Source organism: Pseudomonas sp. Z18(2022), from assembly GCF_036346535.1.
In the GTDB taxonomy this organism is placed as follows: domain Bacteria; phylum Pseudomonadota; class Gammaproteobacteria; order Pseudomonadales; family Pseudomonadaceae; genus Aquipseudomonas; species Aquipseudomonas yamanorum_A.
In genome coordinates this window covers 303,448-323,309 of the sequence record NZ_JAOTOA010000004.1, presented here as the reverse complement: position 1 = coordinate 323,309, position 19,862 = coordinate 303,448, and the positions used below count along the sequence as shown (strand labels likewise).

At 61.9% G+C, this 19,862-nt stretch carries 21 protein-coding genes; 10 read left to right on the top strand and 11 right to left on the bottom strand.

Features of this window, described 5'->3' with window-relative positions; genetic code table 11:
- The first annotated feature begins 16 nt into the window (after positions 1 to 16).
- From V3W39_RS12360 to V3W39_RS12350, 3 genes are read left to right on the top strand one after another with little or no spacing between them, the layout of a single operon-like run.
- Positions 17 to 325: a hypothetical protein gene (locus V3W39_RS12360; RefSeq protein WP_177042934.1), complete on the top strand. Its 309-nt coding sequence runs from the start codon at positions 17 to 19 to the stop codon at positions 323 to 325.
- Between the two features lie 18 nt (positions 326 to 343).
- Entirely contained in the window at positions 344 to 1,021 is a 678-nt protein-coding gene (locus V3W39_RS12355; protein WP_003214228.1) for a response regulator transcription factor, read from the top strand.
- Positions 1,018 to 2,364 carry an ATP-binding protein gene (locus tag V3W39_RS12350; protein WP_177042935.1) on the top strand — a complete coding sequence of 449 codons (1,347 nt, stop codon included), beginning with the start codon at positions 1,018 to 1,020 and terminating at the stop codon, positions 2,362 to 2,364. Before V3W39_RS12355 ends, V3W39_RS12350 begins: the two co-directional genes overlap by 4 nt.
- 173 nt (positions 2,365 to 2,537) lie before the next feature.
- On the opposite strand, the gene V3W39_RS12345 is transcribed toward V3W39_RS12350, so the two are convergent.
- Entirely contained in the window at positions 2,538 to 3,536 is a 999-nt protein-coding gene (locus tag V3W39_RS12345; RefSeq protein WP_177113694.1) for an AraC family transcriptional regulator, read from the bottom strand.
- Between the two features lie 332 nt (positions 3,537 to 3,868).
- On the opposite strand from V3W39_RS12345, the gene V3W39_RS12340 reads away from it, so the two are divergent.
- Positions 3,869 to 5,203, top strand: coding sequence for a dicarboxylate/amino acid:cation symporter (locus V3W39_RS12340; protein ID WP_010165794.1), 1,335 nt, complete (start codon positions 3,869 to 3,871; stop codon positions 5,201 to 5,203).
- Positions 5,204 to 5,355: 152 nt separating this feature from the next.
- Positions 5,356 to 6,537 (top strand): CaiB/BaiF CoA transferase family protein, encoded by a 1,182-nt coding sequence (locus V3W39_RS12335; protein ID WP_330212694.1) that lies wholly within the window; start codon positions 5,356 to 5,358, stop codon positions 6,535 to 6,537.
- 123 nt (positions 6,538 to 6,660) lie between these two features.
- Here the strand turns inward: V3W39_RS12335 and V3W39_RS12330 are convergent, their stop codons facing one another.
- Positions 6,661 to 7,155 (bottom strand): SprT family zinc-dependent metalloprotease, encoded by a 495-nt coding sequence (locus V3W39_RS12330; protein WP_026077778.1) that lies wholly within the window; start codon positions 7,153 to 7,155, stop codon positions 6,661 to 6,663.
- 129 nt (positions 7,156 to 7,284) lie between these two features.
- Positions 7,285 to 7,887: a Yip1 family protein gene (locus V3W39_RS12325; RefSeq protein WP_177042938.1), complete on the bottom strand. Its 603-nt coding sequence runs from the start codon at positions 7,885 to 7,887 to the stop codon at positions 7,285 to 7,287.
- A gap of 386 nt (positions 7,888 to 8,273) precedes the next feature.
- Here V3W39_RS12325 and ttcA point away from each other — a divergent pair, with 386 nt between their 5' ends.
- Positions 8,274 to 9,098 (top strand): tRNA 2-thiocytidine(32) synthetase TtcA, encoded by an 825-nt coding sequence (gene ttcA, locus V3W39_RS12320; protein ID WP_177077375.1) that lies wholly within the window; start codon positions 8,274 to 8,276, stop codon positions 9,096 to 9,098.
- Between the two features lie 67 nt (positions 9,099 to 9,165).
- A complete protein-coding gene (locus V3W39_RS12315; RefSeq protein ID WP_088424607.1) occupies positions 9,166 to 9,837 on the top strand; it encodes a DNA-3-methyladenine glycosylase I in 672 nt (223 codons plus the stop codon).
- A gap of 113 nt (positions 9,838 to 9,950) precedes the next feature.
- Here V3W39_RS12315 and V3W39_RS12310 read toward each other — a convergent pair whose 3' ends face one another.
- The 3 genes from V3W39_RS12310 to arsC are packed head-to-tail and all read right to left on the bottom strand — an operon-like array spanning position 9,951 to position 11,312.
- Positions 9,951 to 10,364 carry a DUF2069 domain-containing protein gene (locus tag V3W39_RS12310; protein ID WP_330212693.1) on the bottom strand — a complete coding sequence of 138 codons (414 nt, stop codon included), beginning with the start codon at positions 10,362 to 10,364 and terminating at the stop codon, positions 9,951 to 9,953.
- Positions 10,348 to 10,962: an NAD(P)H:quinone oxidoreductase gene (gene wrbA / locus V3W39_RS12305; RefSeq protein ID WP_017475837.1), complete on the bottom strand. Its 615-nt coding sequence runs from the start codon at positions 10,960 to 10,962 to the stop codon at positions 10,348 to 10,350. Before wrbA ends, V3W39_RS12310 begins: the two co-directional genes overlap by 17 nt.
- Positions 10,959 to 11,312 (bottom strand): arsenate reductase (glutaredoxin), encoded by a 354-nt coding sequence (gene arsC / locus V3W39_RS12300; RefSeq protein WP_330212692.1) that lies wholly within the window; start codon positions 11,310 to 11,312, stop codon positions 10,959 to 10,961. The genes wrbA and arsC overlap by 4 nt, the downstream gene beginning before the upstream one ends.
- A gap of 115 nt (positions 11,313 to 11,427) precedes the next feature.
- Here arsC and V3W39_RS12295 point away from each other — a divergent pair, with 115 nt between their 5' ends.
- On the top strand, positions 11,428 to 11,889 hold the full coding sequence (locus tag V3W39_RS12295; RefSeq protein ID WP_010165813.1) for a TlpA disulfide reductase family protein: 462 nt from the start codon (positions 11,428 to 11,430) through the stop codon (positions 11,887 to 11,889).
- 99 nt (positions 11,890 to 11,988) lie between these two features.
- Here V3W39_RS12295 and V3W39_RS12290 read toward each other — a convergent pair whose 3' ends face one another.
- The 4 genes from V3W39_RS12290 to V3W39_RS12275 form a co-directional block, all read right to left on the bottom strand.
- Positions 11,989 to 12,393, bottom strand: coding sequence for an META domain-containing protein (locus V3W39_RS12290; protein ID WP_177042943.1), 405 nt, complete (start codon positions 12,391 to 12,393; stop codon positions 11,989 to 11,991).
- Positions 12,390 to 12,830, bottom strand: coding sequence for a hypothetical protein (locus V3W39_RS12285; RefSeq protein WP_177042944.1), 441 nt, complete (start codon positions 12,828 to 12,830; stop codon positions 12,390 to 12,392). Before V3W39_RS12285 ends, V3W39_RS12290 begins: the two co-directional genes overlap by 4 nt.
- A gap of 71 nt (positions 12,831 to 12,901) precedes the next feature.
- On the bottom strand, positions 12,902 to 13,891 hold the full coding sequence (locus V3W39_RS12280; RefSeq protein ID WP_330212691.1) for a 2-hydroxyacid dehydrogenase: 990 nt from the start codon (positions 13,889 to 13,891) through the stop codon (positions 12,902 to 12,904).
- A gap of 287 nt (positions 13,892 to 14,178) precedes the next feature.
- Positions 14,179 to 16,932 (bottom strand): response regulator, encoded by a 2,754-nt coding sequence (locus tag V3W39_RS12275; RefSeq protein WP_330212690.1) that lies wholly within the window; start codon positions 16,930 to 16,932, stop codon positions 14,179 to 14,181.
- A 205-nt stretch (positions 16,933 to 17,137) separates the two neighbouring features.
- On the opposite strand from V3W39_RS12275, the gene V3W39_RS12270 reads away from it, so the two are divergent.
- On the top strand, positions 17,138 to 17,866 hold the full coding sequence (locus V3W39_RS12270) for a response regulator transcription factor (RefSeq protein ID WP_177131026.1): 729 nt from the start codon (positions 17,138 to 17,140) through the stop codon (positions 17,864 to 17,866).
- Entirely contained in the window at positions 17,853 to 19,223 is a 1,371-nt protein-coding gene (locus V3W39_RS12265) for a sensor histidine kinase (protein WP_330212689.1), read from the top strand. Before V3W39_RS12270 ends, V3W39_RS12265 begins: the two co-directional genes overlap by 14 nt.
- A 3-nt stretch (positions 19,224 to 19,226) precedes the next feature.
- Here the strand turns inward: V3W39_RS12265 and V3W39_RS12260 are convergent, their stop codons facing one another.
- Complete coding sequence (locus tag V3W39_RS12260; RefSeq protein ID WP_177077363.1) at positions 19,227 to 19,742, bottom strand: DUF2062 domain-containing protein; 516 nt, start codon at positions 19,740 to 19,742, stop codon at positions 19,227 to 19,229.
- Between the last annotated feature and the right edge of the window lie 120 nt (positions 19,743 to 19,862).

Sequence of the window (19,862 nt, the reverse complement as noted above, 5' to 3'; positions counted from 1 at the left end):
CGTGTGAGGTAGCACCATGACTGCGATCAAGAAGCTGATGTTGGCGTTAACCATGCTCAGTGCCACTGCTGGCGTGCAGGCCTCTGACGCGAGTTTCGCGGGTTTCTCCAAAGAGAAGAGCAAAAAGCCCTACAGCCTGCTTCAGCGGGTGAGCTTCGAAGATGCCGGCGAACAGGCTGCGCCTTGGGGCCAGTCCCTGGGCCAGTACACCCCGCATTCGGACTATCGCGTGGGCAATCAAAACCTGTCAGGTCACTTCAACGGCAGTAAACTGCGCCAGCAAGACCTGCAAGGCCGCTATGATATACCCCAGTCGGAAAGTTGATTTGCCTTGGAGAGCTTTATGAAATTGCTGGTTGTCGAAGATGAGGCGTTGCTGCGTCATCACCTGTTGACCCGCCTTACCGACAGCGGTCACGTGGTCGAGGCCGTTGCCAACGCCGAAGAGGCGCTGTACCAGACCGGGCAATTCAACCACGACCTGGCGATCATCGACCTCGGCCTGCCCGGCATGGGCGGCCTGGACCTGATCCGCCAACTGCGCGCCCAGGCCAAAACGTTTCCGATCCTGATCCTGACCGCCCGCGGCAACTGGCAGGACAAGGTCGAAGGCCTGGCCGCCGGTGCCGACGACTACGTGGTCAAGCCGTTCCAGTTCGAAGAGCTGGAAGCACGGATGAACGCATTGCTGCGCCGCTCCAGCGGGTTTACCCAGTCGACCATCGTCGCCGGGCCGTTGCTGCTGGACCTCAATCGCAAGCAGGCGTCCCTCGACGAACAACCTCTGGCGCTCACGGCGTACGAATACCGCATCCTCGAATACCTGATGCGTCACCATCAGCAAGTGGTCGCCAAGGACCGCCTGATGGAACAGCTCTACCCCGATGACGACGAGCGTGATCCGAACGTCATCGAAGTGCTGGTGGGCCGCCTGCGCCGCAAGCTGGAAGGCCCGGCCGGGTTCAAGCCGATCGACACCGTGCGTGGCCTGGGCTACCTGTTTAATGAGCGCTGCCGTTGATTCGCTCGTTACGTGTACGGTTGATGCTCGCGGCCACCACCCTGGCCGTGCTGTTTATGCTGGCCTTGTTGCCGGCCATGCAGGGCGCCTTCAGCCTGGCCCTGCAGGACTCCATCGAGCAGCGCCTGGCGTCGGATGTCACGACGCTGATTTCGGCTGCCCGGGTTGAAAACAATCGCCTGCTGATGCCCGCACAACTGCCGGATGAGCGCTTCAACCTCACCGACAGCCGCCTGCTGGGCTACATCTATGACCGCGAAGGCCATCTGGTCTGGCGTTCTCGTGCCACCCAGGAAGAAAACATCAACTACAAACCGCGCTATGACGGGCGCGGCAACGAGTTCGCACGGATTCGCGAGGCCAACGGCCAGGAGTTTTTTGTCTATGACGTCGAGGTCAAGCTGCTGGGCGGCAAGAGCGCGGCGTTCAGTATCGTGGCCCTGCAACCGGTGCGCGAATACCAACTGACCCTCGAAGGCCTGCGGGAAAACCTCTACCTGGGTTTCGGCGCCGCCCTGCTGGTGCTGCTCACCCTGTTGTGGCTGGGCCTGACCTGGGGCCTGCAAGCGCTGCGCCGGCTGAGCCAGGAACTGGATGAGATCGAAGGCGGCACCCGGGAAAGCCTCAGCGAGCAACACCCCCGCGAACTGCTGCGCCTGACCGGTTCCCTCAACCGCTTGCTCCACAGCGAGCGTGAGCAACGCACCCGTTACCGCGACTCCCTGGACGACCTGGCCCACAGCCTGAAAACCCCGTTGGCGGTGCTGCAGGGCGTGAGCGAAGACATGGCTCAGCGCCCCGAAGACCGGGACCAGGCCTGGGTGCTGCAATCGCAGATCGAGCGCATGAGTCAGCAGATCAGCTACCAGTTGCAACGTGCCAGCCTGCGTAAAAGCGGCCTGGTGCGCCACCAGGTGCGGCTGGAGCCGGTGCTGCAAAGCCTGTGCGACACCCTGGACAAGGTCTACCGCGACAAAGGCGTGAAGGTGGCTTTTGATTTGCCGGAAGAATGCGACGTGCCGATCGAGAAGGGCGCCTTGCTGGAACTGCTCGGCAACCTGCTGGAAAACGCCTACCGCCTGTGCCTGAGCGAAGTGCGCATCAGCTTGCAGGAAAGCCTGGAAGGCACCGAGCTGTGCATCGAAGACGACGGCCCCGGCGTGCCACCGGACCAGCGTGCGCGAATCCTGCAAAGGGGCGAGCGGCTCGACCGCCAGCATCCGGGGCAGGGGATTGGCCTGGCGGTGGTCAAGGACATCATTGAAAGCTACAGCGCACGGCTGACCCTTGGGGATTCTCCCTTGGGGGGCGCGGCGTTCAAGATTCACTTTCCGGCTGCTTGAATGCATCCAGGCTCAGTGAGCTTCCTGTGGCGAGGGAGCTTGCTCCCGTTGGGGCGCGAAGCGGCCCTCAAACCTACCACCCAGTTCTCACAGGAATACACCGTTGGCTGCTTTGGGTCTGCTGCGCAGACCAACGGGAGCAAGCTCCCTCGCCACACATTTTGCATTCGCCTTCAGTTTTCCTGTGCTCTATAGGCCCCCGGCGTCAGCCCGGTCCACTTCTTGAACGCCCGATGAAACGCCGACGGTTCGGAAAACCCCAACTGCTCGGCGATTTCCTGCAACGACAAATCCGCCCGTCCCAAATGATAAATCGCAATGTCCCGGCGCAACTCATCCTTGAGTGCCTGAAAGCTGGTGCCTTCCTCCCGCAAGTGCCGACGCAAGGTCTGCGGGCTGATATGCAGGTGCTGGGCGACAGCTTCCAGGTCGGGCCAGGGCGTGCGGTCGCGGCTCAATAGACGCCGCAATTGGCTGCTCAAGCTGTCGCCTTCATCCGGCCGCGACAGCAGGTCGGCCGGTGAACGCTCAAGGAAGTGCTTGAGGGTGCGCTCGTCCTGCAACAGCGGCAGGCTCAGGTAGCGGCTGGGAAACACCAGGCTGCTGGTGGGCGCTGCAAATATCTGCGGGCAGGGGAACAGCAGGTCGTATTCGGTGGCGTGGGGCGGCATCGGGTAGCTGAACGTGGCCTGGTCCAGGCGGATGCGCTGGCCAATCAGCCAACTGCCGAGGCGATGCCAGATCACCAGCAGGCATTCGCTGAGGAAGTGATCCGGGTCCCAGAGCTGCGAATCATCCAGGCTCAAGCGGGCCATTTCCCCTTCACGCGTCAGGCGCCAGCGCGGACCCTGCGGGAATAGGCTATAAAATAATAAGCCGCGTTCCAGAGCCTTCTCCAGGGTGCGGCAATGGATCAGCGCGTGGCACATCATGGCGAAGGTGCCGCGCTTGCTCGGGCCTTCGGCGAAACCCAGGTATTCGTCATCCAGCGCCAGCCACAGCATCTGCAGCAAACGCGTGAATTGCTCCGGGGCGATGCGGGCGCGGGGTTCGCTCAGCAGTTCCGGGGTAATGCCCACTTGCTGCAGCAGGCCCGAATAGTCATAGCCGGCCCGGCGTGCACCGCCGAGCGCGGCCCGGGCGTAGTGACTGGCGATGGTACGTTCACGCATAGAGGCCTCGTCCATTGAGTGGCGGATGTTAGCCACACCGGGTGAGTGCAACAAGGCGGATATCCGCCAAATTGTAGGACGGGATTGGGCAGCCAGGCGGAAATCCGCCACTGCCTGCAGGTGGAGCCTGAAGCTGAAAATACCCCGAGCGCTGATGTCTAAAGGCCTTCAGCGGTTTTCAAGGAAAGTGGCACGACGCTTGCGATAGGAGACGCAGATCTGCCGTGCGCAGCTCGCAAAAAACAAATCCCTCCAGTGCAGGAGGGTTCGCAATTCAAGTGTCGTGGGCAATGGCGGATATTTGCCACACGGGACGATTGAGGAACTTTGCAATGACGACTCGTCAGCCACTGTACAAATCCCTGTATTTCCAGGTGATCGTTGCAATCGTTATCGGTATTTTGCTCGGTCACTTCTACCCGCAGACCGGCGTGGCCCTCAAGCCACTGGGTGACGGCTTTATCAAGCTGATCAAAATGGTCATCGCCCCGATCATCTTCTGCACCGTTGTCAGCGGCATCGCTGGCATGCAAAGCATGAAATCGGTCGGCAAAACCGGCGGCTACGCGCTGCTGTACTTCGAAATCGTTTCCACCATCGCCCTGCTGATCGGCCTGGTCGTGGTCAACGTTGTGCAACCGGGCGCCGGCATGCACATCGACGTGGCTACCCTGGACGCCTCTAAAGTCGCTGCCTACGTGACTGCCGGTGCCGACCAGAGCATCGTTGGCTTCCTGCTGAACGTGATCCCGAACACCATCGTCGGCGCATTCGCCACCGGTGACATCCTGCAAGTGCTGATGTTCTCGGTGATCTTCGGTTTCGCCCTGCATCGCCTGGGTGCCTACGGCAAGCCGGTGCTGGACTTCATCGATCGCTTCGCCCACGTGATGTTCAACATCATCAACATGATCATGAAGCTCGCGCCACTGGGTGCCCTGGGCGCCATGGCGTTCACCATCGGTGCCTACGGCGTAGGTTCGCTGGTGCAGCTGGGTCAGCTGATGATCTGCTTCTACATCACCTGCATCCTGTTCGTGTTGATCGTGCTGGGTGGCATCTGCCGCGCTCACGGCTTCAGCGTCCTGAAACTGATCCGCTACATCCGTGAAGAACTGTTGATCGTACTGGGTACTTCCTCGTCCGAATCCGCACTGCCACGCATGCTGATCAAGATGGAACGCCTGGGCGCCAAGAAGTCGGTAGTGGGCCTGGTTATCCCGACTGGCTACTCCTTCAACCTGGACGGTACTTCGATCTACCTGACCATGGCTGCCGTGTTCATCGCCCAGGCGACTGACACCCACATGGACATCACCCACCAGATCACCCTGTTGCTGGTTCTGCTGCTGTCCTCCAAGGGCGCGGCTGGCGTCACCGGTTCGGGCTTCATCGTACTGGCCGCGACGCTGTCGGCTGTTGGCCACCTGCCGGTTGCCGGCCTGGCGCTGATCCTGGGTATCGACCGCTTCATGTCCGAAGCCCGCGCACTGACCAACCTGGTCGGCAACGCCGTTGCGACCCTGGTTGTGGCCAAGTGGGTGAAGGAACTGGACGAAGACAAGCTGCAAGTCGAACTGGCTTCCGGTGGTCGCGGTATCTCCGAGACCCGTGAAGAAGACGACCTGGGCGTGGCCGAAGGCCCGACCCCAACCGCCGTCAAGTAAGGCTGCACCGTTTGTGAAAAACCCATCTTCGGATGGGTTTTTTTATGCCTGTGCAAAACCACAACGGTCACTTCCGATGATGGTTTATGTGATTGCCGCTTGGGCTCAGGTTTGCCTACTCTGTGAGCTATCGAACCGGAATCGGAGTCTTCATGTCAGGTCCCTTGGCGTCCCTCAAAGTACTGGATTTCTCCACCTTGCTGCCGGGGCCGTTCGCCTCGTTGCTGCTGGCCGACATGGGCGCCGAGGTGCTGCGCATCGAATCCCCCACCCGCATGGACCTGCTGCGGGTATTGCCGCCACACGATCAGGGCGTGTCCGCCAGCCATGCCTACCTGAACCGCAACAAGCGCAGCCTGGCCCTGGACCTCAAGCAGGCCGAGGCCGTGGCGATCGTGCGACAACTGGTGGCGGACTACGACATCGTCCTGGAGCAGTTTCGCCCCGGGGTCATGGAGCGCCTGGGCCTGGGCTACGAAGCGTTGAAGGCGATCAACCCGAAGCTGATCTATGTCTCCATCACCGGCTACGGCCAGACCGGCCCCTACAAGGACCGCGCCGGCCATGACATCAACTACCTGGCCCTGGCCGGTATCGCCAGCTACACCGGGCGCCAGGACAGCGGGCCGTTGCCCCTTGGCGTGCAGCTGGCAGACGTGGGCGGCGGCTCGTTGCACGCGGTGATCGGCTTGCTGGCGGCGGTGATCGCCCGGCAGCAGAGTGGAGTGGGGCAGTACCTGGACGTGAGCATGACCGATTGCGCCTTCAGCCTGAATGCCATGGCGGGTGCGGGTTACCTGGCCTGCGGTGTGGAACCGGCGTGGGAGAACCAGGTGCTCAATGGCGGCAGCTTCTATGACTATTACCGCTCGCGTGAGGGGCGCTGGTTGTCGGTGGGCAGCCTGGAACCGGCCTTTATGCAGCAGTTGTGTACAGCGCTTGGGCGCCCAGAGTTGGCGGCGCAGGGGTTGTCGCCCAAGCCTGAGCAGCAGAAAGCCCTCAAGCTGGCGTTGCAGGTCGAGTTCGAGAAACGCAGCTTTGACGAGCTGTGTGCGTTGTTTGCCGGGATTGATGCGTGTGTCGAGCCGGTGTTGAGTTTGAGCGAGGCCGTCGAGCACCCACAGTTGAAAGCCCGGGAGTTGGTCAGCCAGGTGCCGCGGGGCGATGGTTCCAGCCAGGCGCAAATGGCCTGCCCGCTGAAGTTTTCCGAGGGTTTGCCGGCGGCCAGGCACATTGGCGCGGCGGTGGGCGCTCACAGCGATGAAGTGCTGGCTGAGTTGGGATTCAGTGTTCAGCGGATAGACGATCTGCGGCGTGCCAAAGTGATTCAGTAGTGCTTGGGCTGACGCCATCGCAGGCAAGCCAGCTCCCACATTTGACTGCATTCCAAAGGTGGAACCCGGTCTAATGTGGGAGCTGGCTTGCCTGCGATGAGGCCCTTACAGGCACCACAAAACTCACTCCACCCGGGTTTCCCCGGTAAACACCAAAGTCTGCCGACACCGGCGGCACAAATACCGTCGCCCCTGGCTCACCAACCCGTGACGCTGGGGCGAAAACGGAAAGTCGCTGTCGGCACACGGGCAGCGGTAGATATACCGCGTCACGCGCCGCCGCTGGATTTCATAGGTGTGGCAGCGATCCGGCGGCAGTTCGTACACCCCGCGCATGATCAACTGCCATTCCTCGCCATGGGGCTGGATGCGCTCGCCGAACAATTGGTGGGCAATCAGGTGCGCCACTTCATGGGCGACCGTCTGTTTAAGGAAGTGCTGGCTGTTTTCACGGTACAGCTGCGGGTTGAAGCGCAGCAGGTTCTCGTGCAAATGCGCGACACCGGCCTTCTGGCCCCGCAGCTTGAGGCTGACCTGGGGGCGCTTGAAGCTTCGTTTGAAAAAGGATTCGGCTTGCAGGAAACAATCTTCGACGCGGGTATTGAGTTGCTCGGGCATGCTGTACATATCTCCAGAGATGTCCAGTATGCCGCAAACAACGGTGTATCCGAATCTGTCAGGCGCCGAATGGTCATGCATAACGCACAAAGCCACCTTGCGGTGGCTTTTCCTGCGGGTTGAACCGCGTCAGTTGGTGTAGATCGGGCCTACGCCCAGCCCCCAGACGATCACGGTAAAGGCCATGATCGCCACCAGTACCACCAGGCCTACCGCCAGTACCGAACTCGAAAACAGGAAGCCCTCGTCCGGGTGGATGTTCATGAAGGTCGGCAGCCCGACGTACAGCAGGTACACGGTGTAGCAAATGGCCGCAGTGCCAACCACCATGCCCAGCCACATATGTGGGTATAGCGCCGCCAGCCCGCCGATAAACAGGGGCGTCGCGGTGTAGGTGGCAAACGCCACGCAACGGGCCATGCTGGGGTTGGCGTCATAGGTGCGCGCCATCCAGTGGATAAACGCGCCCATCACCGCCACGCCGCCGAGCATGGCTGCGTAGGACATGATGGTCATCCACAGCGCGCTTTCCACCGTCAGCATCACCGGCGCACGGCTGCCAATGACCCAGCCCACCTGAGTGGTACCGATAAACGCTGATACCGCGGGGATCGCCGCCAGAATCAGCGTGTGGGTGAGGTACATGTGGCCGATGCTTTCTTCTTTATCGCCACGAATTTCCCGCCATTCCTGATCGGGGTGGGTGAAAAGTCCCACGACGTGATGGATCATGCCAGTCACTCCTGTCGTTATTACCATCGCCCCCCAGTGGAGCGCCCACGGGCCAATTGGCCTGAAAGGTCTGGATATATGTGCGACCTTATGTCGCAGTATAGGAACTGATGACCGGAAAAACTGTAAGGCTTTAGAGCAAATTGCGCTGTAAACATTGGGCTTAATCGCGCGGAGGTCTGTCAGGGGTAACCCCGGCAACTGTGGGAGCTGGCTTGCCTGCGATGCAGGCACCTCGGTGCTTCAGACAAACCGAGTTGATCCCATCGCGGGCAAGCCCGGCTCCCACCCAGTCCGGCTCCCCACTGGAACGGCGTCGCTCATAGTGGATTTTTTGCGTAAAATACCCGGCTTTTCGTCACACACCTTTCGCGGATCCAAGCGCCATGGGCACTCTTACGGTCAACCAGAACAAACTGCAAAAACGCCTGCGTCGCCAGGCTGGTGAGGCAGTCGCCGATTTCAACATGATCGAAGAGGGCGACAAGGTCATGGTCTGCCTGTCCGGCGGCAAAGACAGCTACACCCTGCTCGACGTGCTGATGCACCTGCAAAAGGTCGCGCCGATCAAGTTCGACATCGTCGCCGTGAACATGGACCAGAAGCAGCCGGGGTTTCCCGAGCATGTGCTGCCGGCCTACCTCAAGGAATTGGGGATCGAGTACCACATCGTCGAGAAAGACACCTATTCGGTGGTCAAGGAACTGGTCCCGGAAGGCAAGACCACCTGCTCGCTGTGCTCGCGCCTGCGCCGTGGCACGCTCTACACCTTTGCCGACGAAATCGGTGCGACCAAGATGGCCCTGGGTCATCACCGCGATGACATCGTCGAAACCTTCTTTCTCAATATGTTCTTCAACGGCAGCCTCAAGGCCATGCCGCCCAAGCTGCGGGCCGACGACGGGCGCAACGTGGTGATTCGCCCTCTGGCGTACTGCCATGAGAAAGACATCCAGGCGTACTCCGACCTCAAGCAATTCCCGATCATCCCGTGCAACCTCTGCGGCTCCCAGGAAAACCTGCAACGCCAGGTGGTCAAGGACATGCTCCAGGAGTGGGACCGCAAGACCCCGGGCCGCGTCGACAGCATCTTCCGCAGCTTGCAGAACGTGCAGCCGTCGCAGTTGGCCGACCGTAACCTGTTCGACTTCACCAGCCTGCGTATCGACGAAAGTGCCGCATCGCGCTTCGTCAGCGTAGTGAACCTCTGAGCGTTTTCACCGCTCTGACAGACGGCGCTCCTGGGCGCCGTTTTCATTTCAATCCTTAGGAGAGGGCATGCGCGATTACAAGTGGCTGCACGAATATTGTCTGAACCGTTTTGGTTCGGCGGCCGAGCTGGAAGCCCATCTGCCTGTGCCCCTGACCCCGGCGCAATTGCGCAAGATCAGTGATGACCGCTACCTGTCGACCCTCTCGCTGCGGGTGTTTCGCGCCGGGCTCAAGCACAGCGTGGTGGACGCCAAGTGGCCGGCGTTCGAGCAGGTATTCTTTGGGTTTGACCCGGAAAAAGTCGTGCTGATGGGCGCCGAGCACCTGGAGCGGCTGATGCAGGACACGCGCATCATCCGCCATTTGGGCAAGCTCAAGAGCGTGCCGCGCAATGCGCAGATGATTCTGGATATCGAGAAGGAAAAGGGCAGTTTCGGTGCGTTGATCGCCGACTGGCCGGTGACCGATATCGTCGGCCTGTGGAAGTACCTGAGCAAGCACGGCCACCAGTTGGGCGGGCTGTCGGCGCCGCGTTTTTTGCGGATGGTGGGCAAGGACACGTTCGTGCCGAGCTATGACGTAGTGGCGGCGCTGAACGCGCAGAAGATTGTCGACAAGGTGCCCACCAGTCTTCGGGACCTGGCCACGGTGCAGGGTGCGTTCAACCAGTGGCATGCCGAGAGCGGGCGGCCGATGTGCCAGCTGTCGATGATGTTGGCCTACACCGTCAACCATTGAGATCGCGTTGACGCTATCGCAGGCAAGCCAGCTCCCACATTTGACCGAGTTGTCATGGATGACAATGATCACTGTGGGAGCCGGGCTTGCCCGCGATGACTGACTGTCAGACGCTACAGGCCTTCCCCCGCCAACCGCCGATTCAACTGATGCCGGTACCGCACATACATCAACGCGGTGCAGAACACCGCCAGGCTCGCCAGCATCTCCAGCATCCCAAACCATTGCCGGTTCGGGTCATACGCGGCCAGCGCGCCCTTGATGAAGTAAAGATTCACCACAAAGCACATCCACGAATGTCCACGCGCGCTGCCCAAAATCATCCCCGGTGCCAGCAATAGCAGCGGCACCAGCTCGATCAGCAGAATCACCCACGGCCGTGCGCCATGCAGGTCGGCAAACACCAGATAGTAAACACACAACAACCCCACCAGACCCAGGAATGCCAGCAGGCTCAACGCCCGCATCGCCTTGACCCGTGGCTCCAGCCACGCCTGGGACGGCAGTACCTTAGGCTTCCTGGCCACGGCCGTTCTCCAGTAGCGCGGCGGTCTTCGCCAGGCGCAGGCCGAGGGCGCGGCACAGGGCGATCTCGTGCTGATCCAGCGCGCGCTTGCCGTCGGCACCGGAATGGTGGCTGGCGCCATACGGCGTACCGCCGCCTTTGGTGTCGAGCAGCGCCTGTTCGCTGTAGGGCAGGCCGGTGATCAGCATGCCGTGGTGCAGCAGCGGCAGCAGCATCGACATCAGCGTGGTTTCCTGGCCGCCGTGCAGGCTGGCGGTGGAAGTGAACACACCCGCCGGCTTGCCCACCAGGGCGCCGGTCAGCCACAGGTTGCTGGTGCCGTCGAGGAAGTACTTGAGCGGCGCGGCCATGTTGCCGAAACGGGTCGGGCTGCCCAGGGCCAGGCCGGCGCAGTTCTTCAGGTCGTCGAGGCTGCAGTACAGCGGGCCGTCCACCGGAATGTCCGGCGCTACGGCTTCGCATTCGCTGGAGATGGCCGGCACGGTGCGCAACCGCGCCTCCAGCCCGGCTTGCTCGACGCCCCGGGCAATCTGCCGGGCCATTTCGCTGACCGAGCCGTTGCGGCTGTAATACAACACCAGCACATACGGCGCACTCACGAAACCAGCTCCAGGACATTTTCCGGAGGACGGCCAATCACGGCCTTGTCGGCGGTTTCGAGGATCGGGCGTTCCATCAGTTTCGGATGAGCGGTGATGGCGGCAATCAACTGCGCTTCGCTGAGGCTCGCGTCGGCCAGGTTGAGGGTTTTGTATTCGTCTTCGCCGGTACGCAGCAGTTGCCGCGCGCTGATCCCAAGCTTGCCCAGCAAGGCCTGCAATTGCGCGGCGTCGAGCGGGGTTTCCAGGTAGCGCACCACGGTTGGTGTCAGGCCACGGGCCTCCAGCAGTTCGAGCGCACCGCGGGATTTCGAGCAGCGCGGGTTGTGATAAAGCGTCAGATCGGTCATGTGCGGGTCGCATCTTGCGTAAGGTGGCGGGTATTCTACCCGCGCTGCGTCACGTCCTTAAACCATGAGAGGCGATCGGCCGCAGCCAATGTTCATTTTTACGAAGGATTACCCCATGACGAGGCGACTGTTAGGCGCATTGGCAATCATCGGCACACTGCTGCTCAGCGGCTGTGGCAATGACTATGGCGTTGACCAATACGGTCAGAAAGTGGCCGCCGAACGCCTGGACAAGCAATGGCTGGTGGTCAACTACTGGGCCGAGTGGTGTGGCCCGTGCCGTACCGAAATCCCGGAGCTGAATGCCTTGGCCGAACAGCTCAAGGGCCAGTCGGTGGGCGTATTTGGCGTGAACTTCGACAACGCCCAGGGTGAAGAACTCAAGAGCGCCAGCGAGAAGCTGGGCATCAAGTTCACCGTATTGGCGCAGAACCCGGATGAAATCTTCGATATTCCCCGCAGCGAAGCGTTGCCGGTGACCTACATCATCGATGACAAGGGCAAGGTGCGCGAGCAACTGATGGGTGAGCAGACGGCCGAGGGTGTGTTGGCCAAGCTCAAGGCGTTGCGCGGTTAAATGTAGGAGCTGGCTTGCCAACGATGCAGGCAACTCGGTCTGTCAGCCAGACCGAGGCGATGCCATCGCAGGCAAGCCAGCTCCCACAGAAGAGCGGAATCAGCCTTCTTCCAGCCACAACCGCAATGGCAGGCCATCCGCCGGCCAGAAACGCGTCTGCTCGATCGGCGAGATGTCCCAGCGTTGCACCCCTTGCAGGGCCTGGAAGAAACGGTGCTCCTGCTCCATCAGCGCTTCGGCGCAGAGTTTGCGGGTGCTGCCGACCTTGCCGAAGGTCAGCTTGTCGCCGTCCAGGGTGTAGGGCGCGAACCAATGGTTGCAGCCACCATTGCCGTAGGCCCGGCCATCGGCGCCGAGGGTCACGGTCAGGTGCGCGTAATCCATCAGCGGCCGTTCACCGATCCACTCCACCACGTAGCTGTGATCCTGCTTGAGCTTGACCTCGTCGCTGGCGCAGCCCGCAAGGCCTGCACCCAGCACGGCCAGCATCAGCACGGCTTTCATTGCGCGGCCTTCTGGCATTTCGGGCAGCGGTGCTTGTCGCCCAGGGTGGCCCAGCCCAGCTCGCTGACCCGCGCCGTGGCGGCCGGTTGCAGCGGCTCTTTGCTCAGCTTGGTTTCCACCGCGAATTCAAACTCCAGCACGTTGTCGCAGCTGTCGCAGTTGACCTTCCAGGTGTGAATCTCCAGTTCGCCGAACTTTGGCCCCTGGGCCATGGCGACCCACTGGCCTGCCGGGCGGATGGAGTAGCGCGCATCGCCTTCGACGGTCAGGCGCATCGACAGGGTTTTACTGCCGCGCAGGGTGACGATCAGAACGTCGCCGTTCTTGATCGAGCCACCGTTGCCGGTGACTTGATAACGGCCCGGCACCAGGGCGCGGCATTCGATCAGGGTGTGTTGCGGGCTCAGCAAGCTGAAGCGGAAATCGTGTTCGGCCATGGATCCTCCAAATAGGCGCGGCATCCTATCACGGGCCGCCACCCATCATGGCGCGGCTATGTGACCGCTGATCATCCTTCGACGAGGTTTTGCGCCCGCCCATCAGCCCACGCCGTGATGTTGGCCAGGGTGGTGCCGGCAATCGCCCCCAGCGCCTCGCGCGTCAGGAAGGCCTGGTGCGCGGTGATGATCACGTTGGGGAAGGTCAGCAGGCGCGCCAGCACGTCGTCTTGCAGGGGCAGGTCCGAGCGGTCTTCGAAAAATAGCTGGGCCTCTTCTTCATACACATCCAGCCCCAGGTAGCCGAGTTGGCCGTCCTTGAGTGCGTCGATCAGCGCCGGGGTGTCCACCAGGCCGCCGCGCCCGGTATTGATCAGCATCGCGCCGGGTTGCATATGGGCCAGGCTCTGGGCGTTGATCAGATGTTTGCTGTCTGCCGTCAGCGGGCAATGCAGGCTGATGATCTGTGACTCGCCGAGCAACTGCGCCAGGCTCACATAGTGCGCGCCAAGGGCTTCGACCTGCGGGTTGGGGTAGGGGTCGTACGCCAGCAACTGGCAGCCGAACCCGGCCATGATCTTGGCGAATGTGGCGCCAATCTGCCCGGTACCCACCACGCCGACGGTCTTGCCCACCAGGTCAAAACCGGTCAGGCCATGCAGGCTGAAGTCGCCGTCGCGGGTGCGGTTGTAGGCGCGGTGCAGGCGGCGGTTGAGGGCCAGGATCAGCGCGACTGCATGTTCGGCCACTGCATGGGGCGAGTAGGCCGGCACCCGCACGATGGTCAGGCCCAGGCGCTTGGCGGCGGCCAGGTCGACATGGTTGTAACCGGCCGAGCGCAGGGCGATCAGGCGGGTGCCACCGTTGGCCAGTTGCTCCAGCACCGGGGCGCTGAGGTCGTCATTGATAAAGGCGCAGACCACTTCGTGGTGTTCGGCCAGGGCCACGGTGTCGAGGTTCAGCCGGGCCGGTTGGAATTGCAGTTGCATGCCTGCGGGCAACGGTTGGGCGAGAAAACTGTCGCGGTCGTAGGTTTGGCTGCTGAAGAGGATGATGCGCATCAAATATTCCTTCTTGATGATTGAAAGCTGCTTTTGTGGCGAGGGGGCTTGTCTGTGGTGAGTGAGCTTGTTGTGGTGAGGGAGCTTGCTGTGGCGAGGGAGCTTGCTGTGGCGAGGGAGCTTGCTGTGGCGAGGGAGCTTGCTCCCGCTGGAGTGCGAAGCGCTCCCATGATTTTGGGGCCGCTGCGCAGCCCAGCGGGAGCAAGCTCCCTCGCCACAGCAAGCTCCCTCGCCACAGCAAGCTCCCTAGCCAAAGACAAGCTCCCTCTCCACATTGCCCCGAAAGTTTACGCGCTCACCCGCGCCTCACTGGCCAGCCGCGCTATCGCCATGTCCAGTTCATCCAGGGCCGGCATGGCCTTGGCATCGTCCTGTTTGAGCAGGGTTTCGGCCCGTTGGCAGGCCGCGCGCAGTTGCGGCACGCCGCAATACCGGGTGGCGCCGTGCAGGCGATGAACCCGCTCGATCAGGGCGTTACGGTCGTTGGCGTCACGGGCCACGCGGATCGCTTCCCGGTCAGCCTCCAGCGAAGCCAGGAGCATCGCCAGCATGTCCGCTGCCAGATCCGCCTTGCCGGCAGCCAGTCGCAAGCCTTCTTCATGGTCCAGTACCGGCAGTTGCGTGGCCTGCCCGAAACTTTCGGCGCCGCGCTCTGGGCCTTGGTTGCGCAGGGCCAGCCCGGTCCATTTCAACACCACCTGGGCCAGTTGCCGTTCGCTGATGGGCTTGGTCAGGTAGTCATCCATGCCGCTTTGCAGCAGGGCGCGTTTTTCGTTGGCCATCGCATGGGCAGTCAGCGCGACGATGGGCAGCGGTGTGCCATGGCGTTCGCTTTCCCATGTGCGGATCGCCTCGGTGCTCTGGCGACCGTCCATGCCGGGCATTTGCACGTCCATCAGCACCAGGTCGAAGGCTTCCTGCTTCACCGCTTCGATGGCCGAGTAACCGCTTTCCACCGCCTGGACCTTGGCGCCCATGTCTTCCAGCAGGGTTTGCACCAGCAGCAGGTTGGCCGGGTTGTCGTCGACACACAGTACCCGTGGTGCGCGACTCGACAGCGGCTCGCCGGGTTCGCTGCGCAGCGGGCGCGGGCTGATCAGGTCGGCCAGGGCGCGGCGCAGCTTGCGGGTGCAGGCGGGTTTGGCCTGCAACTGACTGTTGGGGTTGGGCACCGACGGGTTGAACAGCAGCTGTTCGGTGGTGGGGCACAGCACCAGCACCTTGCAGCCCAGGTGCTCGAGGTCCCACAGGTGTTGGTTCAAACGCTCCGGTGGAATGTCGTTGGCGGTGATGCCCAGTACCGCCAGGTCAATCGCCTGTTCGGTCTGGTGGGCGCTGGTGATGCCGTTGGTCAGGCTCTCCAGGCTGTTGAACGGGGTGACTTCCAGGCCGCAGTCTTCCAACTGATGTTGCAGGGCCTGGCGCGCCAGCTCGTGGTTTTCCAGCACCGCCACGCGCCGGCCCAGCAGTGGCGCGCAGGGCAGGTCTTCGACGTCGTCGCGGGTTTTCGGCAGATTCAGGCTGATCCAGAATTCCGAGCCTTCCCCCGGTGTGCTGTCGACGCCAATCTCACCGCCCATCTGTTCGATCAGGCGCTTGGAAATCACCAGGCCCAGGCCGGTGCCGCCGGGTTGGCGTGACAGCGAATTGTCCGCCTGGCTGAATGCCTGGAACAGCGCGCGCACGTCCTGGTTCGACAGGCCGATGCCGGTGTCCTGCACGCTGATGCGCAGTTGCACGCTGTCTTCCTGTTCGTCTTCAAGCATCGCGCGGGCAACGATGGTGCCTTCGCGGGTGAACTTGATCGCGTTGCTCACCAGGTTCGTGAGGATCTGCTTGAGCCGCAGCGGGTCACCCACCAGCGACAGCGGCGTGTCGCGGTAGACCAGGCTCACCAGCTCCAGCTGTTTGGCGTGGGCGGCCGGGGCGAGGATGGTCAGGGTGTCTTGCAACAGGTCCCGCAGGTTGAACGGGATGCTGTCGAGCACCAGCTTGCCGGCTTCGATTTTCGAGAAGTCGAGGATTTCGTTGATGATGCCCAACAGGTTGTCGGCGGACTTTTCGATGGTGCCCAGGTAATCCAGCTGGCGGGGCGACAGCTCGCTTTTCTGCAACAAGTGGGTGAAACCGAGGATGCCGTTCAGCGGTGTGCGGATTTCATGGCTCATGTTGGCCAAAAACTCCGACTTGATGCGGCTGGCTTCCAGCGCTTCCTTGCGGGCCAGGTCCAGCTCGATGTTCTGGATCTCGATGGTTTCCAGGTTCTGCCGCACGTCTTCGGTGGCCTGGTCGATGCTGTGTTGCAATTCTTCCTGGGCATTTTGCAGGGTCTCGGCCATGCGGTTGATGCCCGAGGCGAGGTGATCGAGTTCCTGGCTGCCCAGTGGCGGCAAGCGGGTTTCCAGATTGCCGTCCTTGAGCTGCGCCACGGCCTGCTTGATCAGGCCAATCGGCGAGTTGATCGTACGGCTGATGCGCAACGCCAGGGCTGCGGTGCAGATCAGGCCGATGGCAATCAGCAGCAGGCTGGCGAACAGGCTGCGATAGCCGCGCAGCAACATGCCATTGTGGGAAAGCTCCAGCTCGACCCAGCCCAGCAGGCGGTCGGACTCATCCGGGATCAGCTCACCGGCGAGGTTGCGATGGCGGCCGAACACCGGCAGCAGATAGCGGGTTGCGTCATTGCCGGTGCGCTGCAACAGGTGCGAACTGTTGCCGATGGGCGGCTGGTTGAGCATGGTCGGGCCGGCGTGGGCCAGGGGCGTGCGGTCGGGGCCGAGGAACGACACGGCGCGCACGTCGGTTTGTTCCAGGGACTGGGTGGCGATGCGTTCCAGCAGGTCGGTGTTTTTGGTGCCCATTGCTGGTGCGACCAGCGGTGCCAGTTGCTCGGCGATCATCTCGCCCCGTTGCAGCAACTGCGACTGCAGTTCCGACAGTTGCATCCAGGTGAAATAGCCGCCCAGCAGCAACGCCATCAGGCTGGTAGGCAATAAGGTCAGCAACAGTACGCGGCCTTTTATCCCCATTCTTCTAAGCACGCCACTCTCCTGCTACCACACTGTTGTCGAAATTCCACGCAGGCATCCGGCCCGCGCCACCTGCGCAGTGTAGCCATTTGCGCGGTCTGGAATCTTGCAAATTAATGACCTGAGGCAAACCTTGGACCATCGGACGCCCGGCGGCGGTTGCTCATGGGGGGGCAATCTTGAATAATCAGTCATTGAGAATGACTTGCAGACGCTAATGAATCCCGTAGCACTTGGCTTACCCAGTATCCTGGCGATTGAAGATGATCCTGTGCTTGGCGCCTATGTCCATGAGCAGTTGGGCCGCTGTGGCTTCCAGGTGACCTGGTGCCAGGACGGCCAGCAGGGTCTGCAAATGGCCCGCGATCAAAGCTTCGACGTGGTGTTGATGGACATCCTGTTGCCGGGCATGGACGGCTTGTCGGTGCTCACACATTTGCGCCAGAGCCATTCGATCCCGGTGATCCTGATGTCGGCACTGGGCGCCGAAGCCGACCGCATCAGCGGCTTTCGCCTGGGAGCGGATGATTACCTGCCCAAGCCATTCAGCATGGCCGAGCTGCGGGTGCGCATCGAAGCCATACTGCGCCGGGTTGCCCTGGATCGGCGGCCGTTGCCGGCCCTGGCGACGGTGCGCGACGATGCCCTCGGCCTGCGGTTCGATGATGAATTGTGCGACGTCTTTCATCGGGAGCACTGGGCCGGGCTGACTCGCAGCGAATATCGCCTGCTGGAAACCCTGCACCGCAACGGCGAGGAAGTCCTAAGCAAAGCCTTCCTTTACCAGCATGTCTTTCAGCGCGGCTATGCGCCCCATGATCGCAGCCTGGACATGCACATCAGCCAGATTCGTCGCAAGCTCAAGGCCATAGGCTACAGCGAGCGGGAAGTGCGCACGGTGTGGGGCAAGGGCTATGTGTTGAGCGGTCACGATGACGGGCTTTAAGGCCACCCTCAAACGGCTGCCGGGCAAGCATTCGTTATTCTGGAAACTGGCCTGCCTGCTGATAGCCTTCTGCCTGCTGATGATCTGGCTCAGTTGGTCCTGGGGCCGGTACATGGAAGAGCAGAATGCCTTTCTGTCCAGTGAGGCCCGCGCCACTTTGAGCGGTTATGCGGCCGGCGCGGAACTGGCCTGGAACAAAGGCGGCAACGCCGGTGTAGATGCGTGGTTGAGCACCATGGGCAAGCACGAGCGCACGTGGCTGGGCGTTATCGGTAACGATCTGCAATCCCTGAGCAGCTACCCGCTGACAGACAAGGAGAGCCAGCGCCTGACCTTCCTGCGTGGCCTGGACTGGCCCGTCAGCCGGCATGCCAAAGGCCTGCCGTGGTTGAAAATCCCGTTTTCGGGTGACCCGGGTGCGGGATCCCTGGTGATTGAATTGCCACGGCGCTTTATGCCCGGGCAAAACCAATTGTTCTGGCGGATTGTGACCAATGGCGTGATTCCCGGCCTGTTCACCCTGCTGTTGTGCATCGGCCTTTACCGGTTGCTGATCATGCCCCTGAACCATCTGCGGGAGCAGGCCAATGCCTGGCGTGCCGACCAGTTGAGCACCCGGCTGTCCCGCGACACCACCAGCCGCCAGGATGAGCTGGGGGAATTGGGCCGCGCGTTTGACCAGATGTCTGAACGCTTGCAAGGCACCGTGGCCCTGCAACAGCAAATGCTGCGGGATTTGTCCCATGAGTTGCGCACGCCGCTGAGCCGCTTGCGCGTCGCCTGCGACAGCGAGCAGGACCTGACCCAGATGCGCGAACGCCTGGGCAGGGAAGTCGACGGCATGCAACGCCTGGTGGAAGACACCTTGCAACTGGCCTGGCTCGACACCGAACGTGCGCCGCTGCCCAAGGAGGACATACAGGTGCAGGCGCTGTGGGACATGCTCCGGGAAAACGCCTGTTTTGAAAGTGGTTGGCCGCCGTCACGTTTACAGTGCGAACTTGAGGCGGACTGCTGGGTGCGCGGCAATCTGAACCTGCTGGCCCAGGCGCTGGAAAACATCCTGCGCAATGCCATCCGCCATTCTCCGCAAAACGGGACGGTGCAATTGGGCGGGCAACGCGAGGGTGATCATTGGCACTTGTGGCTGGAAGACCAGGGCGGCGGGATCGATGAATTGGAACTGGAGCGGATCTTTGCGCCGTTCACCCGGCTGGACGGTTCACGCCCTGGCGACGGCGGCTTCGGCCTGGGGTTGAGCATTGCGCGCAACGCCGTGCAGCGCCAGGACGGCAGCCTGTGGGCGGAAAACAGCGGCCAGGGGTTGCGCGTGCATATGCGCTTGCTGGCTCGCTAACCCTTACCTCCTGCGCTGTTTGCGTTTTTTCCACTGGCGGGCAACCCACCAGCGCCAGTAACCCATGGTCAGGCAATACCCCAGCGCCGCCATCACCAGCCCCAATACCACCGAGCCCAGCAGGAAGGGTTGCCACAGCGTCGACAGCTGCCCGCTGATCCACTCCCAGGTCAACTCGTCGGGCATGCTGCGGGGCGGCACGTTCATCAGCCAGGCGCCCGTCATGTAGGTGCAGAAGAACACCGGCGGCATGGTGATCGGGTTGGTCAGCCACACCAGGCTGACGGCAATCGGCATGTTGCCGCGCACGCTGATGGCGAGGACCGCGGCCAGCAGCATCTGCAAGGGAATAGGGATAAACGCCGCGAACAGGCCCACCGCCATGGCGCGGGCGACCGAGTGCCGATTGAGGTGCCAGAGGTTCGGGTCATGCAGCAATTTGCCGAGAAAGCGTAAGGACTTGTGTTCCCGAATGCTGGTCGGATCGGGCATGTACCGTTTGAATAAGCGCCGTGGCATAAGGGGTCCAGGTCAGTTCGAGGGGCAAGTATGCCCGCATTCCATGAACGGGAAATTCAGACTTTGTGACAAATAATAATAGGCCGCATTTACAGGCCGGCTAAGACTCAATGGGTCACT

Excerpts from the sequence above, each read along its gene's own strand:
- V3W39_RS12285 (WP_177042944.1), bottom strand. The coding sequence starts at position 12,830 with ATGGCCGAACACGATTTCCGCTTCAGCTTGCTGAGCCCGCAACACACC.
- V3W39_RS12345 (WP_177113694.1), bottom strand. The coding sequence starts at position 3,536 with ATGCGTGAACGTACCATCGCCAGTCACTACGCCCGGGCCGCGCTCGGC.
- V3W39_RS12315 (WP_088424607.1), top strand. The coding sequence starts at position 9,166 with ATGCGCGATTACAAGTGGCTGCACGAATATTGTCTGAACCGTTTTGGT.
- V3W39_RS12280 (WP_330212691.1), bottom strand. The coding sequence starts at position 13,891 with ATGCGCATCATCCTCTTCAGCAGCCAAACCTACGACCGCGACAGTTTT.
- V3W39_RS12290 (WP_177042943.1), bottom strand. The coding sequence starts at position 12,393 with ATGAAAGCCGTGCTGATGCTGGCCGTGCTGGGTGCAGGCCTTGCGGGC.
- ttcA (WP_177077375.1), top strand. The coding sequence starts at position 8,274 with ATGGGCACTCTTACGGTCAACCAGAACAAACTGCAAAAACGCCTGCGT.
- V3W39_RS12295 (WP_010165813.1), top strand. The coding sequence starts at position 11,428 with ATGACGAGGCGACTGTTAGGCGCATTGGCAATCATCGGCACACTGCTG.
- V3W39_RS12330 (WP_026077778.1), bottom strand. The coding sequence starts at position 7,155 with ATGCCCGAGCAACTCAATACCCGCGTCGAAGATTGTTTCCTGCAAGCC.
- V3W39_RS12325 (WP_177042938.1), bottom strand. The coding sequence starts at position 7,887 with ATGATCCATCACGTCGTGGGACTTTTCACCCACCCCGATCAGGAATGG.
- V3W39_RS12340 (WP_010165794.1), top strand. The coding sequence starts at position 3,869 with ATGACGACTCGTCAGCCACTGTACAAATCCCTGTATTTCCAGGTGATC.
- V3W39_RS12265 (WP_330212689.1), top strand. The coding sequence starts at position 17,853 with ATGACGGGCTTTAAGGCCACCCTCAAACGGCTGCCGGGCAAGCATTCG.
- arsC (WP_330212692.1), bottom strand. The coding sequence starts at position 11,312 with ATGACCGATCTGACGCTTTATCACAACCCGCGCTGCTCGAAATCCCGC.
- V3W39_RS12260 (WP_177077363.1), bottom strand. The coding sequence starts at position 19,742 with ATGCCACGGCGCTTATTCAAACGGTACATGCCCGATCCGACCAGCATT.
- V3W39_RS12360 (WP_177042934.1), top strand. The coding sequence starts at position 17 with ATGACTGCGATCAAGAAGCTGATGTTGGCGTTAACCATGCTCAGTGCC.
- V3W39_RS12335 (WP_330212694.1), top strand. The coding sequence starts at position 5,356 with ATGTCAGGTCCCTTGGCGTCCCTCAAAGTACTGGATTTCTCCACCTTG.
- V3W39_RS12355 (WP_003214228.1), top strand. The coding sequence starts at position 344 with ATGAAATTGCTGGTTGTCGAAGATGAGGCGTTGCTGCGTCATCACCTG.
- V3W39_RS12270 (WP_177131026.1), top strand. The coding sequence starts at position 17,138 with ATGAATCCCGTAGCACTTGGCTTACCCAGTATCCTGGCGATTGAAGAT.